Annotated in this window: 16 protein-coding genes; 9 read left to right on the top strand and 7 right to left on the bottom strand. The window is 65.5% G+C overall.

Annotation, left to right across the window (positions count from 1 at the left end):
* The first annotated feature begins 42 nt into the window (after positions 1 to 42).
* Positions 43 to 318 carry a DUF493 family protein gene (locus GJ698_RS09440; RefSeq protein WP_154357370.1) on the top strand — a complete coding sequence of 92 codons (276 nt, stop codon included), beginning with the start codon at positions 43 to 45 and terminating at the stop codon, positions 316 to 318.
* Here GJ698_RS09440 and GJ698_RS09445 read toward each other — a convergent pair whose 3' ends face one another.
* Complete coding sequence (locus GJ698_RS09445) at positions 319 to 1212, bottom strand: transcriptional regulator GcvA (protein WP_154357371.1); 894 nt, start codon at positions 1210 to 1212, stop codon at positions 319 to 321.
* Between the two features lie 111 nt (positions 1213 to 1323).
* On the opposite strand from GJ698_RS09445, the gene yfcF reads away from it, so the two are divergent.
* From yfcF to lipA, 3 genes are read left to right on the top strand one after another with little or no spacing between them, the layout of a single operon-like run.
* A complete protein-coding gene (yfcF, locus tag GJ698_RS09450) occupies positions 1324 to 1950 on the top strand; it encodes a glutathione transferase (protein ID WP_154357372.1) in 627 nt (208 codons plus the stop codon).
* A gap of 28 nt (positions 1951 to 1978) precedes the next feature.
* Entirely contained in the window at positions 1979 to 2638 is a 660-nt protein-coding gene (gene lipB / locus GJ698_RS09455) for a lipoyl(octanoyl) transferase LipB (RefSeq protein WP_154357373.1), read from the top strand.
* Between the two features lie 7 nt (positions 2639 to 2645).
* Positions 2646 to 3620: a lipoyl synthase gene (lipA, locus tag GJ698_RS09460; RefSeq protein ID WP_154357374.1), complete on the top strand. Its 975-nt coding sequence runs from the start codon at positions 2646 to 2648 to the stop codon at positions 3618 to 3620.
* Between the two features lie 29 nt (positions 3621 to 3649).
* Here the strand turns inward: lipA and GJ698_RS09465 are convergent, their stop codons facing one another.
* Positions 3650 to 3919 (bottom strand): hypothetical protein, encoded by a 270-nt coding sequence (locus tag GJ698_RS09465; protein WP_154357375.1) that lies wholly within the window; start codon positions 3917 to 3919, stop codon positions 3650 to 3652.
* A gap of 177 nt (positions 3920 to 4096) precedes the next feature.
* Here GJ698_RS09465 and GJ698_RS09470 point away from each other — a divergent pair, with 177 nt between their 5' ends.
* Genes GJ698_RS09470 through GJ698_RS09480 form a run of 3 tightly spaced genes read left to right on the top strand, consistent with a single transcriptional unit; the run spans position 4097 to position 7885 of the window.
* The gene (locus tag GJ698_RS09470; protein ID WP_154357376.1) at positions 4097 to 4258 is read left to right on the top strand and encodes a hypothetical protein; all 162 of its coding nucleotides are present in this window, start codon (positions 4097 to 4099) and stop codon (positions 4256 to 4258) included.
* 15 nt (positions 4259 to 4273) lie between these two features.
* The gene (locus tag GJ698_RS09475; RefSeq protein ID WP_154357377.1) at positions 4274 to 5707 is read left to right on the top strand and encodes an efflux transporter outer membrane subunit; all 1434 of its coding nucleotides are present in this window, start codon (positions 4274 to 4276) and stop codon (positions 5705 to 5707) included.
* A gap of 3 nt (positions 5708 to 5710) precedes the next feature.
* Positions 5711 to 7885: an FUSC family protein gene (locus GJ698_RS09480; RefSeq protein WP_154357378.1), complete on the top strand. Its 2175-nt coding sequence runs from the start codon at positions 5711 to 5713 to the stop codon at positions 7883 to 7885.
* Here GJ698_RS09480 and GJ698_RS09485 read toward each other — a convergent pair.
* Positions 7860 to 8756 (bottom strand): LysR family transcriptional regulator, encoded by an 897-nt coding sequence (locus tag GJ698_RS09485; protein WP_154357379.1) that lies wholly within the window; start codon positions 8754 to 8756, stop codon positions 7860 to 7862. The genes GJ698_RS09480 and GJ698_RS09485 overlap by 26 nt on opposite strands.
* Positions 8757 to 8884: 128 nt before the next feature.
* On the opposite strand from GJ698_RS09485, the gene cfa reads away from it, so the two are divergent.
* Together cfa and GJ698_RS09495 are read left to right on the top strand one after the other, a co-directional pair.
* Complete coding sequence (cfa, locus tag GJ698_RS09490) at positions 8885 to 10060, top strand: cyclopropane fatty acyl phospholipid synthase (RefSeq protein WP_371865217.1); 1176 nt, start codon at positions 8885 to 8887, stop codon at positions 10058 to 10060.
* Between the two features lie 74 nt (positions 10061 to 10134).
* Positions 10135 to 10797, top strand: coding sequence for a uracil-DNA glycosylase (locus GJ698_RS09495; RefSeq protein WP_154357380.1), 663 nt, complete (start codon positions 10135 to 10137; stop codon positions 10795 to 10797).
* On the opposite strand, the gene GJ698_RS09500 is transcribed toward GJ698_RS09495, so the two are convergent.
* From GJ698_RS09500 to GJ698_RS09515, 4 genes are all read right to left on the bottom strand, one after another.
* Positions 10773 to 11888, bottom strand: a complete 1116-nt coding sequence (locus GJ698_RS09500) for a HupE/UreJ family protein (protein WP_154357381.1) — start codon at positions 11886 to 11888, stop codon at positions 10773 to 10775. The two genes, GJ698_RS09495 and GJ698_RS09500, sit on opposite strands and share 25 nt — an antisense overlap.
* Positions 11885 to 13048 (bottom strand): tetratricopeptide repeat protein, encoded by a 1164-nt coding sequence (locus GJ698_RS09505; protein WP_154357382.1) that lies wholly within the window; start codon positions 13046 to 13048, stop codon positions 11885 to 11887. Before GJ698_RS09505 ends, GJ698_RS09500 begins: the two co-directional genes overlap by 4 nt.
* A gap of 130 nt (positions 13049 to 13178) precedes the next feature.
* The gene (locus GJ698_RS09510) at positions 13179 to 13436 is read right to left on the bottom strand and encodes a hypothetical protein (protein WP_154357383.1); all 258 of its coding nucleotides are present in this window, start codon (positions 13434 to 13436) and stop codon (positions 13179 to 13181) included.
* The gene (locus GJ698_RS09515; protein ID WP_154357384.1) at positions 13433 to 14962 is read right to left on the bottom strand and encodes a DUF4331 domain-containing protein; all 1530 of its coding nucleotides are present in this window, start codon (positions 14960 to 14962) and stop codon (positions 13433 to 13435) included. The genes GJ698_RS09510 and GJ698_RS09515 overlap by 4 nt, the downstream gene beginning before the upstream one ends.
* Between the last annotated feature and the right edge of the window lie 71 nt (positions 14963 to 15033).

Below are 15033 nucleotides of genomic sequence, written 5' to 3' on the forward strand. Positions count from 1 at the left end.
CATTTGGCGTTTCAGGTTTTATATTTTTAGATTGGAAAGAATATGCAAGCGATCCCGCCATCAGAGTCCCTCATCGAGTACCCGAGCGACTTCCCGATCAAGGTCATGGGTCCGACTCATATCGATTTCGCCCCGACCATTACCGTGGTTGTGCAAAAGCACGACCAGGATTTCCATGAAGGCAAGATGGAGGTCCGTCCTTCGGCCAAAGGCAATTACACCGGCCTGACCTGCACCGTGCGCGCCACCAGCCGCGAGCAGCTGGATGCGCTGTACACCGAACTGTCGGCACATCCGATGGTCAAGATTGTCATGTAATCAAGCATGCTGGCGCTGGAAGACGGCAATCTCTTCCAGCAGCCAGTCGCGGAACGCCGTCACCTGTGGCTTGCCCACGGCGCCGGGCGGCGTGACGAAGTAGTACTCATCCGGGCTCGGCGTTGCGACGTTGAACAGTCGCAGCAGCTGCCCGGAGGCGATTTCCTGCATCGCCACCACGTGCCGCACCAGCGCCACGCCATTGCCATCGGCAGCGGAACGGATCAGCATCGATAAATCCTCGAACAGCAGCCCGCCGGACGGTTCCGGCAGGTCGACGCCGGCCGCGTGCAGCCACGGCGTCCAGCGCTCCACCGAGCGCAACAGCGTGTGCCGCGCCAGGTCGGCAGGCACCACCGGTAGCTGCCCACCGCGATAGTGTGGACTCACTACCGGGTAATACACATCCCCCATCAGCCGCAGCACCACCATGCCCGGATAGTTGCCGCGCCCGAAGCGGATGCCCACATCCACGCCTTCGCGCGCCAGATCCTGCATGTGGCCGCTCGATTGCAGCACCACCTCGATATCCGGATGCAGCTCGATGAATTTACCGAGGCGGGGCGCCAGCCAGCGCGCCGCAAACGAGGGAATCGAGGTGATCGTCAGCCGCTGGTTGATGCTGGTGGCGCGCATGGCGTCGGTGGCGGCGCCGATGTCGGCGAAAGCCTTGCCGAGGAACTGGGCAAACTTCAGCCCGTCGTTAGTTATTTTCACCTGTCGGCCGTGGCGCACGAACAGTTGCCGTCCCAATTCCTCTTCCAGCGCCCGCACCTGGTGGCTGATGGCGCCGTGCGTCAGGTGCAGCTCTTCCGCCGCGCGCGAGAAATTCTCGTGGCGGGCCGCCGCCTCGAAGGCGCGCAATGCGGAAAAATTGGGCAGCCTGCGAGCCATGCTGTGGATAACTTTGTGAATAAAACTAACAAGAATTGCGAAAATATACCGTTATACAGGCACTTAGACAAGGTTTACTATGTGAATAAATCTACCCAAGCCGGAGCCGCCATGTCTTTTGAACTGTACGTCGACAGCCTTTTCACCAGTCCTTATGCCTTGTCGGCGTTTGTGGCGCTGACCGAGAAGGGCCTGCCCTTCAGCGTCAAGACGGTGGATCTGGGCAGCGGCGAGCAGAAACTGGCGCCGTTTGCCGACCGTGCGCTGACCGCCCGCGTGCCGGCGCTGGTCGAGGGCGACTTTGTGCTGACCGAGTCGAGCGCCATCACCGAATACCTGGACGAGAGCTTCCCGCCGCCGGAATACCTCGCGCTGTATCCGCAGGACCGCCGCCAGCGCGCGCTGGCGCGGCAGATCCAGGCCTGGGTGCGCAGCGACCTGGTGCCGGTGCGCGTCGAGCGGGATACCGAAACCGTATTCTTCAAGAAACCATGCGCGCCGCTGACCGAGAGTGCGCAGCAGGCCGCCGCCAAGCTGGTGCACGTGGCCGAGCGCTTCGTCCGGGGTCCGCAGCACCTGTTCGGCGCCTGGTCGATCGCCGACGTCGATCTGGCCATCATGCTGGGCCGGCTGGTGCGCAACGGCGACGAGGTGCCCGCCAAGCTGCGCGAATACGTCGATTACCAGTGGCAGCGGCCGTCGGTACAGGCCTGGCTGGCCCGCCACCAGCCGGGATGAAACTGACGCACAGGCGTATAATGCCGGGATGACGTCTCCTACCTTCCCTGAGATCAAGCATCTCGGCAAAGCCGATTACGACAGCACTTTCGCCGCCATGCGCGCCTTCACCGACGCGCGCACGCCGGACACCCGCGATGAATTGTGGATCGTCGAACATCCGCCGGTGTTCACGCTGGGCCTGGGCGCGGACCGCGGCCACCTGCTGGCGGGCGCCGCGGCGATCCCCGTCGTGCAGACCGACCGCGGCGGCGAAGTCACCTACCACGGCCCCGGCCAGGTGGTGATTTACCTGCTGATGGACCTGCGCCGCAACAAGCCTGGCGGCAAGCTGTACGCCCGGCAATTCGTGCATAAAATCGAGCAGGCGATCATCAATGTCTTGCAGGCGTATAATCTCGTCGGTGAGCGCGTGGAAGGCGCGCCGGGCATCTACATCGCCGGCGGCGACCACCAAGGCGCGAAGATTGCCGCGCTGGGCTTGAAGGTACGCGGCAATGGCTGCACCTACCATGGACTGTCGCTGAACGTGGCGATGGACCTGGCGCCGTTTTCCTGGATTAATCCTTGCGGCTATGCCGGACTGGAAACAGTCGATATGCGCACCGTTGGCGCGCAGGCAACGCTGTCGGATGTGCAACAGCAATTGGCCGAGGAATTAGTCCGCGTCCTTGCGACAAACGAATGAATTGATTATGACCACCGAAACCACTATTGCGTACAACCCGAGCGAAAAGCAAAAAGGCGCCAGCAAGACTTCGCGCATTCCGATCAAGATCGTGCCGATCGAGCAGGTCGAGCGCCTGAAGAAGCCTGACTGGATCCGCGTCAAGGCCGGTTCGCCGAACACCCGTTTCTACGAAATCAAGGAAACGCTGCGCGAGAACAAGCTGGTCACCGTGTGCGAAGAAGCGAGCTGCCCGAACATCGGCGAATGCTTCGGCAAGGGCACGGCCACCTTCATGATCATGGGCGACAAGTGCACCCGCCGCTGCCCGTTCTGCGACGTCGGCCACGGCCGCCCGGACCCGCTGGACAAGGATGAGCCGACCAACCTGTCGCACACCATCGCCAAGCTGCGCCTGAGCTATGTCGTGATCACCTCGGTGGACCGCGACGACCTGCGCGACGGCGGCGCCCAGCACTTTGTCGAGTGCATCCAGAACACCCGCGCGCTGTCGCCGAAAACCCAGATCGAAGTGCTGGTGCCGGACTTCCGCGGCCGCCTGGAAAAAGCGCTGGCGATCTTCGCCGACGGCCTGCCGGACGTGATGAACCACAACCTGGAAACCGCGCCGCGCCTGTACAAGGAAGCGCGTCCGGGTTCGGACTATATGCACTCGCTGAAGCTGCTGAAGGATTTCAAGGCGCTGTACCCGAGCGTGAAAACCAAGTCGGGCATCATGGTCGGCCTGGGCGAGACCGACGAGGAAGTGCTGCAGGTGATGCGCGACATGCGCGAGCACGACATCGACATGCTGACCATCGGCCAGTACCTTGCGCCGTCGAACAGCCACCTGCCGGTGCGCCGCTACGTGCACCCGGACGTGTTCAAGATGTACGAAGAAGAAGCCTACAAAATGGGCTTCAAGCACGCCGCCGTCGGCGCCATGGTGCGCAGTTCGTACCACGCGGACGAACAGGCACACAACGTGCTGGCAGCAGGCTAAAACAAAAAGGCTCCTCGCGGAGCCTTTTTTTATGCGGCGTCCAGGCCCTTGGCCAGGACTTCGGCGACGGTCTGGTTCATGTCGAGGCCACGCTCGGTGGCCAGGGCGTGCAGGCGTTTCACCAGCTCGTCATTCAGTTTGACGGCGAACGGCACCAGGCCCAGCGCCTGATCGCGTTTGCGCTGCTCGCGCTTGTCGATGACGGCGGTGCTGGCGTTGCCGAAAGCGGCGGCGCCCGGCGCGCCCATCTTGCCCATCAGCTTTTTGGCGTCGGCCTTGGCCAAATCTGTTTTCTTCATCTTGATGTCCTTTTAAAGTCGCCATTCTACGCGCTTGGCGCTCCGGCGCTTTCCCCTGCCGCCGGCAATGCATGAATTTTCCGAATGATCTTGTGCTTCACAAGTCATGTCAGTCATGGTTTCGCGAATTTATACTTCACTTATTCCCTGTTTCGCCGAATCGGCAAGGAGTATCAAATGAAGTTTTTCGCTACCGCTGTCATGTTGTTGTCCGTCGCTGCCGCCAATGCCAGCGCCCACAAGCTGCCGCTGGACCATGGTCCGCGCGCCACCTCCACGCCGTGGGTGAACCAGCATATCCGCGACCGTGAGGCTACTCACGCCGGCGCAAAACGCTGATCGCTGCCGGCGGCCATGAACGTCCCGCGCTTCGCTCCCTCGCGCCTCGCCGCGCTCGGCCTGGCCCTGCTGCTGGCCGGCTGCGCCGACATGGGCCATATTCATCCGGAGGCGAAGCTGCTGCCCGCCGCCACGCTGAACGCCGGCCACACGATCCAGTCGGCCAGCCCGATGGCCTGGCCGACCGACACCTGGTGGCAGGCGCTGGGCGACGCGCAACTGAACAAACTGGTCGATGCGGCGATCGCGGACAACCCGACGCTGAAAGTCGCCCAGGCGCGCGTGCGTCTGGCGCAATCCCTGAGCGGCGTCGCCAAGGCGGCGACCCAGCCCCACGTGAACGCCGCCGCCTCGGTCGACCGCCAGCGCTTTTCCGACCAGGGCACGGCGCCGCCGCCGATTGCCGGCACCTGGCGCTGGCTGAGCGACGCCCAGGTCAGCGTCGCCTACGACCTGGATTTGTGGGGACGCGACCACGACCTGCTGGCGGCCGCCCTGAACGACACGCAGGTGGCGTCGGCGGAAGCGCAGGCGGCGCGCCTGGCGCTGGAAACCGCCGTCGTGCGCAGCTACATCCAGCTGTGGTACGAGCATGAATTGCTGGACAGCGTGCGCGCCAGCCTGGCCCAGCGCGAGCGCATCCTCGACATCACGCGCCGCCGCCAGCGCGCCGGCCTGGCCACCGCCATCGATGTCGCCACGGTGGACCTGACGCTGCCGGCCGGCCGACGCGAGCAAGAGCGGCTGGAGGAAGCGGTGGCGCTGCGGCGCCATCAGCTGGCGGCGCTGACCGGCAAAGGCCCGGGCGACGGCGAAACCATCGCCCGGCCGCAGTTGGTCCTGCGCGCCGCCGTGGGCCTGCCCAGCACGGTCCCCGCCGACCTTGTGGGCCGCCGCCCCGACATCGCCGCCCAGCGCTGGCGCGTCGAAGCGGCCGGCCATGGCATTCAAGCGGCCAAGGCGGCCTTTTACCCGAACATCAATATCGCGGCCTTCGCCGGCTTGCAGTCGTTCGGCTTCAGCAAATTCCTTAGCGCCAGCTCCAGCGTGCGCGGCGTGACGCCGGCGCTGAGCCTGCCCATTTTCGACGGCGGCCGCCTGCGCGGCCAGCTCGGCGGGCAAACGGCGCTGTACGACGCCGCCGTGGAGCAATACAACGCCACCCTGATCCAGGCGCTGCTGGAAGTGGCCAACACGGTCACGCAGATGGAATCGGTGGAAGGACAGCGCCACCTGGCCGAACAGGCGCTCGACGCCGCCCGCAACGCCCATGCCCTGGCGGACAAGTCCTACCGCGCCGGCCTGACCGACACGCTGGCCGTGCTGTCCACCCGCCTCACCCTGTTGAACGAAGAGGACCAGGCCAGGCGCGTGGAAATGGAGCGGCTGGACAACTATGTCAACCTGATGGCGGCGCTGGGCGGCGGCCTGCAACTGCCCACGCCCTGAGCGATGACGTCTGTTTCCGCATCGCGCCACGCCGCTGTGGCGGGCTGGCTGGCCGGCGAACTGCGTGGCTGGGCCGCCAGCGACGGCGCGCGCTGCATATTCGTGGCCCGCACGCTGGTGGCGGTCTTCCTGTCGCTATGGCTGGCGTTCCGCTTCAGCCTCGATTCGCCGGCCACGGCGATGACCACCACCTTCATCCTGGCCCTGCCCAGCAGCGGCATGGTGCTGGAGAAGGCGTTCTACCGCATGCTGGGCACCGTGGTCGGCTGCGCCGCCTCGCTGGCGCTGGTGGCCTGCTTTCCGCAGCACGCGCCGGCGCTGTACCTGGGGCTGGCGCTGTGGATGGGCCTGTGCACCGCCGGCGCGGCCATGTACCGCAACCAGCAGTCCTACAGTTTCGTGTTGGCCGGCTACACCGCCGTGATCATCGCCGTGCCGTCGCTGGACCATGCGACGGCGGTGTTTTCGATCGCCGTCACCCGCGTGTCCGAGGTGGGACTGGGCATTATTTGCGCCGCCGTCGCCAGCGACACCCTGTTCCCGCGCACCCAGGGGCCGCTGGTGATGCGCACCGTGCAGGCGCGCTTCGAAAGCTTCCTCGGCCTGTGCCGCAATGTGCTGGAGCACCGCCTGCCGCCGTCGGAAGCGGAAATATCGCACCTGCACTTCGCCGCCGACATCGCGGCGCTGGAGTCGGGCCGCGCGGCGGCCTTCTTCGAAGCGGCGCACTCGCTCACGCAGACCCGCCAGCTGCACGCCTTCAACGAGGCCTTCATGACGGCGCTGACCACCTTCTACACGCTGCACCGGCTGATCCACCGCGCCAGCGCGCAGCCGGATTCGCCGGTGCCGGGGCTGCTGGAACCGCTGCACCGCCAGCTGGCGGCTGCCATGTCCGCCGCCATGGATGGCGCCCGCGGCCAGGCGCACGGCGCGGCCGGCGCATTTGAAGCGGCGGTGCCGCAGCTGGCGGCCGCCATCGCCGATGCGCGCGATGCGCTGGCCTTGTCCGAGATCGACAGCAGCGTGGACGACGCGCTACGCTGGCGCATGGATTTCGACACCGCGGTCGAACTGCTGGCGCGCTTCGCCACCGACATCATCGCCTTCGCCAGCGTGTACGACGGCCTGGCGCAACGGCGCCGCATGCAGGCCAGCGAGCCGCGCGCCTATGCGCCGAAAACGCCGCCCGGTATCGTCGCGGCCAACGGCCTGCGCGCCGCGCTGATGCTGCTGGCCGCGGCCGGCATCTGGTACTGGCTGGAGCTGCCGTCGCTGTCCAGCATGGTGGTGATGGGGGCCATCTTCGGCGCGCTGGCGTCCTCGTCGCCGCGCCCCCGGCGGATGTTACAGCAGGTGATGGCCGGTTTCCTGCTGGCGGTACCGCTGTGCTTTGCCACCGTGTTCTGCCTGATGGTGCAGGCCGTCGACTACCCGACGCTGGTGCTGGCGACCATGCCGCTGATGGCGCTCAGCGCATGGCTGATCAGCAATCCGCAGCGCGCCGGCATGGGCGTCGGCATGGCCATGTTCAGCAGCATATTCCTGGCGCCGACCAGCCGCATGGCCTTCGACGCCGTCAATTACTTCAACGTCGCGCTGGCGCAGCTGATGGGCGTGGGCCTGGCCTACGTCGCCTTCCTGGCGCTGCTGCCGGAGCACACCATGGGCAACCGCAAGCACGTGGCCGCCGCTCTGTGGCGTGAAGCGCTGGGCGCCTGCACCGCGCGCCTGCCGGCGGCCAGCCTGCACGCCGCGCGCGGCCTGCGTCACCGCTTCGACAACCGCGTGCGCGACCTGCTGAGTCAATTGAATGCGGCGGCCGGTCCGACGCCGAACGCGGAAACCCGCGCCGTGGTGCGCGACGGCCTGACCCTGCTGGAACTGGGCCATGCCACCATCGAGCTGCGCGCCGTGCTGGCGACTTCGCCGTCGCCTGTCGTGCGCGATGCGCTGCAGCGCGTGCTGGTGGCGCTGGCCGCGCATTTGCGCGCCCCGGACGACGCCTCCGGCGCGGCGGTGTGCGCCACCGTGCTGGCGGCCAGTCCGCTGCTGCGCGCCGCCGTGCCCGACGCGGCGGCCGAGCGCCTGCCGCGCCTGCACACCGCGCTGACCAATCTGCACGCCATCTACACTTCGATGCTCGACCAGGCTACAGCCAGTGCCCGCTACCGGTAAGCATGGTCTGGCATAGCTCGACCCAGGCGCGGGCCGCATGCGACAGGTAGCGGCCGTTCCAGATGTGGGCCAGCCGCCAATGGATGTCCGGTTCCACCACGCGCACCGCCGCCACTTCGACGCCGTTGAGCCGGTGGATGAACGGCTCGGGCAGCAGGGCCACGCCGACGCCGGCCGATGCCATCGACAGCAGCCAGTCCCACTGGCCGCTCTGCGCCGCGATCACCGGTTCCAGGCCGTGCTGCTGAAAGACCTGGCGCAGGGCGCGCGTCAACGCAAATTCATCCTTCAGCAGCACCAGCGGCATCGACGCCAGGTTGGACAGCTTGATGGACGATGCATTGCGCCGGAAGGTATCGGGCTTGGCCACCGCCCAAATGGGGAACTTGGCGACTTCCTTCGATTGCAGGTCCAGCGACGGATCGACCGGCGACACCGTCATGCCGAGTTCCAGTTCGCCGGTCGCCACCAGCCGCTCGATGACCTGTCCGGTATCTTCCCGCAAGCTCAGTTCGATGTCCGGATGGCGCTCGCGGAACGCCTTCAGCACCGGCGTGAAGAGCAGGTTGATCATCGGCGGAATGCCGACCGTCAGGCGGCCGCGCTGCAAGGCACGGGTATCGGTCAGTTCCGTGCTCAACAGGCGCATGGAATTGAGCATTTCCTGCCCGCGCTCGAACACGATGCGGCCGGCGTCGGTCAGGACCAGCTTGCGGCCTTGCCGTATCAGCAGCGCCTCGCCGACCTCATCCTCCAGCTGCCGCACCATTTTGCTGATGGTGGACTGGGTGACGTGCATCGATTCGGCGGCCTGGGTAAAGCTGTTCAGCTGCACCGTGGTGATGAAATAACGTAGAGAGCGGATGTCCAAAATAGTCCCGTCGAGGTCGCTGATACATCATGAATTTTACGACTTATGGATTGCATTGTAAGTCATACAGTCCATGGAGGCGGAAATTATACTGGCTCAATGACATGCCTATCCTACGGGAGTTTGAGATGAAAAATACGCTGACCATGAATACGGTGGAGCGCCGCCACGCAAGCAGCCGCCCGCTCGCGGCATCGGGCGCGCAGCAGGCGGTGGCGGACCTGCTGGCCAAGGCCAATGTCGCCATCAACGGCGGCCGCGCCTGGGATCTGCAAGTGGCGGACCCCAGCGTGCTCGATTGCGTGATTTCCAACGGCAACCTCGGCCTGGGCGAAGCCTATATGGACGGACTGTGGGACGTCGAGCACCTGGACCAGTTCTTCCACCGCGTGCTGTCGGCGCACCTGGATCAGCAGGTAAAGCCGCTGGGCTTGGCGTTCCACGCCATGCGCGCGCGCATGCTGAACCTGCAAAACCTGAAGCGCGCCTGGACCGTCGGCGAGGCGCACTACGACCTGGGCAACGAATTCTACGCGGCGATGCTCGATCCGCGCATGACCTACACCTGCGGCTACTGGCGCGACGCCGGCAGCCTGGCCGAGGCGCAGGAGGCCAAGCTGGATCTGATTTGCCGCAAGCTGCGGCTGGAACCGGGGATGCGGGTGCTGGACATCGGCTGCGGCTGGGGCAGTTTCATGGGCTACGCGGCGGAGCATTACGGCGTCGAGTGCGTGGGAGTCACCATCTCCAGGGAACAGGCGGAGTGGGCCAAGGCGCGCTATGCCGGCCTGCCGCTGGAATTCCGCTTGCAGGACTACCGCGACATCGACGAGCGCTTCGACCGCATCGCCAGCGTTGGCATGTTCGAGCACGTCGGCCGCAAGAACCACCGCAAATACATGGAGGTCGCGCATCGCTGCCTGGCGGATGACGGCCTGTTCCTGCTGCATACCATCGGCAAGAACCAGCGCGGCTCGACGCCCGACCCATGGATCGACAAGTATATTTTCCCGAACGGCGACCTGCCGTCGATCGGCCAGATCGGCGACGCCGCCGACGGCCTGTTCGTGGTCGAGGACCTGCATAACTTCGGCGCCGATTACGACAAGACGCTGATGGCCTGGCACGCCAACTTCGAAGCGGCCTGGCCGCGCTTCGCGTCGCAACTGGGCGAACGCTTCCGCCGCATGTGGAAATACTACCTGCTGTCCTGCGCCGGCGCCTTCCGCGCACGTGACATCCAGCTGTGGCAATGGGTGCTGTCCAAGGAAGGCGTGGCGGACGGTTACACCCGGCCGGAGTGAGGCGCTAAAACAGTTGACCTGCGACCGCGTTTTATCGGACTATGCGGGCTGGTTGGCATCGTCCGGGAGCGCAAATGAGTGTACGTATCGAGGAGTCGTGGAAGCGGCAGTTGCAGCAGGAGTTTGAGCAGCCTTACTGGGAGTCGCTGACGTCTTTCGTGCGTGCCGAGTATGCCGCGACGCAGTGCTGCCCCGCCGGAAAAAACATCTTCCGCGCTTTCGATCTGACGCCGTTCGATCAGGTGAAGGTTGTCATTCTCGGGCAGGACCCGTATCACACGCCGGGCGCCGCCATGGGCTTCTGCTTCTCGGTCCCGGAGGGAAATCGTCCGCAGCCCAGCTTGCAGAACATCTTCCAGGAGCTGCACAGCGACCTGGGCGTCGAACGCCGCCAGACCGATCTGTCCGACTGGGCGGAACAAGGCGTGTTCCTGCTGAACAGCGTGCTGACCGTGCGCGCCCGCGCGGCCGGTTCGCACGCCAACCACGGCTGGGAAACTTTCACCGACAGCGCCATCCGCGCGTTGTCGGCGCAGCGCGAACATATCGTGTTCATCCTGTGGGGCAGCTACGCCATCGCCAAGCGCGCGCTGATCGACAGCCGCAAGCACCTGATCATCACGTCGCCGCACCCTTCGCCCTTTTCCGCGCACAAGGGCTTCTTCGGCAGCAAGCCGTTTTCGCGCGCGAACGACTACCTGGTCGCCAACGGTCAAAGCCCGATCGACTGGGCCTGAACGTCAAACGCGCGTTCGACGAACCACACCAGCGCCACCAGCGCGATCACCACCGAACCACCGGTCAGCAGGCGGCGATAGAACCACGTCCGGCGCAGCAGGAAGGCCAGCGGCAGGAACAGCGCGACGATGCACAGCTGGCCGATCTCCACGCCCAGGTTGAAGCCGAACAGGCTGGCCAGCAGCGCGCCTTTCGGCAGTCCGAGGTCGACCAGGACGCTGGCGAAACCGAAGCCGTGTATCAGGCCGAAGCCGAACGCCGCCCACGGCCGCCGTCCGCGAAACAGCGGATAGACATTGTTCACCGCCGCCACGATCACCGAGGCCGCAATCGCCGACTCCACCAGCCGCGAAGGCAGCGATATCAGCGACAGGCTGGCCAGGGTCAAGGTCAGCGAGTGCGCCAGCGTGAAGGCGGTCACCACTTTCAGCACATCGATGAAGGCGCCGCGCAGGTTATCGGCCGGCGCCGCCAGCAGTACCGCCGGCAGCAGCAGCGACAGCAGGAACAGGATGTGGTCATAGCCGATCCAGATATGCCAGACGCCGTCGCGCACATAGGCGCTGAACTGCTGCAGCTGGTCCGGCGCGGAGAGCGACAGGCGCTGCTCCGCATGCGACGGGTCAAAGATCGCGGTGGTGGTGGCGCCATCGTGCGTCAGCCGCAGCAGGCCTTTGTGTTGCGGATCGAGGTCGGCAAACAGGCGGTAGCCGATGGTGAGCGCCGTCACCGGTGCGGGACAGCTGGCCTGGAAGCGCAGCACGCTGTAGGCGCCGTCGGTGTGATCGTCGATCAGCTGTTCACCGGCGACGATGCGGCAGGCGCCATTGTCGGCCTTCAGTTGCAGGCGTTCCAGCGCATAGGCGGCGATTGCCGCGTGACGGACGCGGATTTCGTCCCAGGTCAGCTTGCCGTCGCCATCCTGATCGAGGCCGATGGCGTAATCCAGGTCGCGCAGCGCGATGTCCCACTGGCCCGTCACGCGTTGGCCTTGCACATCGATCGATAGATAGCTGTCGCTGGGTTTGTGCGCGGCGGCTGGCGCCAGTACGCAGCACAGCAGCAGAGCAAAGAGCAGGCGTTTCATCATGTCCCCGTTGGTAGTTGGCGCAGCAGGCGCACCGCCGCCACGTCCTCGGTATGGTGCGTGGCGATCCAGTCGGTGACCGGCTTGGCGTTATCGTGCGCCTGCACGGCGGCTTCAAGGTAGATGCGGATATCGGCCGGCTCTTTTTGTACATCCCAGTTTTTGCGCGCCAGCGCCAGTGCGGTGCGGGGATCGTGACGCAGCTGGAGTTCGAAGCGCGCCTGTTCACGCTGGTGGACGGTGTCGCCGCGCTGGCTGGCGGCATCGAAGCGGGCCGCCAGTTCGCGGATGTCGGCCTGCATGGCGTTGCGTTGGCCGGCCTGCTGCAATGCCAGCGCGCGGCGCAGCAGCAGCGCGTCGATGCGGTCCAGTCCTTGCAGCAGTGTCAGCACGTCGGCTGCGCGGCCTTGTTCCAGCAGCAGGTCGGCGTAAGCGCCTTGCAGGTAGCTGTCGCGAGGACTGAGGGCGAGCGCCTGGCGGAAGCGTTTCTCGGCGGTGGCGCCGTCACCGCGACGTTGCGCCATTTCGGCCAGCAGGGTCAATGCCCACACTTGCAGTTCGGTCGGGGCGTTGGGGCTGCGTTCCAGCGTCAGGTCCAGCAGCTGTTCGCTGGTGGCGGCCTTGCCGTTCACCGCGCCGATGTTGGCGATGCAGGTGATGGCCACCAGTTCGATCGTCAGGCTGGATACGTGCGCGCAGCTGGCCGTGGCGGCGGCGTAGTCGCCCTGCACGGTTTGCACGGTGGCCTGTGTCAGCCATGCCTGCGTGTTGCGCGGATCGGTTGCCAGCACCGCCTTGAGGTCGGCCAGCGCCGGTGTGAACTGGTGGGTGCTTTGCAGCAGGGTGGCGCGCAGCAGACGGATATCGGTGGGCGGCGCTGCCTGTCGCCACCACGGTTCCAGCGCGGATTGTGCGTAGCCGAGGTAGCGCGGATCGGTTTCGTTGCGGGCCAGGGCGATGTAGCGGCGCGCCACGGTGGCGGCCAGCGCGATGTCGGTTGGATTGGCGTTCAGCTGGCTGCGCAGGCGACGGACTTCCTGTTGTATCGGATCGCCGCGGCGCGGGACGGTTTCCACCACTTGGCTGCCGTTGGCCGGAATGTAGGGCGCTGAATGTGCAGCAGCGGTAACGCAGCATGCCAGCGCAAGTATCAGTTTATGCATGATGTTTTTTGTGTGGTTGCGGCACCTGTGAAACCCGCACACCGCTGCGGCCAGGGGCCGGCCCATGGGCCGGCGGGGCGTAGCCCCTATCCCTGACCGTGGGTCAGACCCTTTCGTCAGGGGTGCAGGATTACTTCAATGCGACAGGCTCCGTATCTTCCGGCGTGGTCGCGGCGATGCTATCGATCGCTTGCGGCTCCGTCGTCGTTTCCTCCCCATCGCCGATGATCGCCAGCACGGCGGTGTAGAACTTGTCGACCATCGACACCGGCGGCGTCACCGGCGGCATGGTCGGCGTCGACGGCCCTTCTTCATGGCTGCTGCTGCCTCCGCACGCGCTCAGCACCAGCAGCGCGCTCAGGCCCAGCGTCAGGCTCAGTATTCTCATGGCGCCCTCCGTGCGGCTTGTACCACGGCGCCGGTCTGCGGCGAACCTGGCAGCGGATTTTTCAGGTACGGGAATGCGGCCGTGAAGTAGCTGTCGTCAAGATACGCGCCGTCAGTAAAGTGCAGACCGCCCGCAGGTGCATCGGCCGGTGCACAGCCCAGGTTCAGCGTGCACAGTTTGCCCATCACCACGCGCAGCGCGATGTCGACCACGTCATCGCCAGGACGGCGCCCGTTCGGGAAGCCGGCGTTGTCGCCACCGATCACGCCCAGGCGGTTCTGGCTGCCCATGGCGACAGCGGCGGTGGTGGTATTCAGGCGCAGCATTTCCGACGCGGTCACCGTGGCCGGCTGGTTCAGCCCTTTCACGCCGGTCAGGAAGGCCGCCACCAGGTCATTGCGCGGGAAGTTGGTCGGCGCCTTGGCGCCGGCGCTTCCGTACAGGATTTCAATCAGCGCCGGCAGCGTTGGATTGGTGACGTAGGTGGCAAACTGCGCATCGCCGGAAGGCTTGCTGGCGTTGAAGGTATCCTTGTCCTTCAGGCCGATGACCACTTCGTTCACCAGCGGCATGCCGAGGCGCGATACCTGCGTCCACGCGCCGCCTTCTTTTGATGGCGTGCCGGTGTTCGGCGTCGGATTCAGCAGACGGCCCTGGCGCACGCTGGCCGTGGTCCAGCCGCCGATCACCGGATCGCTGCTGCCGGCGGCGGTCAGGCAGGATGCCGCCACTTCCATTTCGATGGCGGTGACGTTCTTGCCGGCCAGGTCATCCTTGGCTGCGCTTTCCGCATTGGCGGCAAACTCGGTGGCCGGCGCCTTGATGTTCACCAGGTCGAAGGTCTCGCCCAGGTTGACCACGAACGGGTCCTTGCGCTGGCCGACAAACACGCGCGCCGGCGTGCTGCAACCGGGGATGTTGACGTTGTAGACGTGCGCTGCGGCATAGGCCGCGTAGTTCGGAATCGACTTGTTGCCGATATTGTCGAGCGGCTTGTCGAAGGTGGTGCTGCCATCGGCGGCATTGGTGACGTTGGCGCGGGTGCCGGTGCGGCGGTCGCCGCGCACCACGCTGATGGTGTAGGTCTCGCGCACGTTGGCGCCGGCCGCATTCGGTGCGGCGATGGGGCCGCCGTTGATCACCAGCGGTATCGACACCTGCTTGCCGCCGACGGTCAGCTTGGTGTCCTTGTTGGTGTTATTGAAGCGGAACTGGAAGGTCAGGTCTTCCTTGGCGTCGCCGTTGTTGTCGATGTGGATTTCGTACAGCGCGTTCGGGTCCATCTCGAAGTAGTTCGGACCGGCGCCGGGATCCTGCAGCGGCACGTAGTCGGCAATCAGGGTGATGAAGTTGGCGCGGCCGGTTTCGTAGCTGCGGAACATGTAGAAGTCGGTGCCGTCGACCTTGGGGCTTTGCGTAATGAACGGCGCTTCGCGGTGGCTGGACGCCATTGCTGCCGGCAGACAGGCGCCGGCCAGTGTGCCCGCAACCGCCAGGCGCACGGCTTGATTGATGATAGTTTGCATCTCGCTTCCTCCGAATGAGTGGACCTTCTGTGGGTACTGCAGGCTGATATACGCGGCGCACCGCGCGTCAG

The sequence above is a fragment of the Duganella aquatilis genome (assembly GCF_009674565.1).
In the GTDB taxonomy this organism is placed as follows: Bacteria; Pseudomonadota; Gammaproteobacteria; order Burkholderiales; family Burkholderiaceae_D; genus Rugamonas; species Rugamonas aquatilis.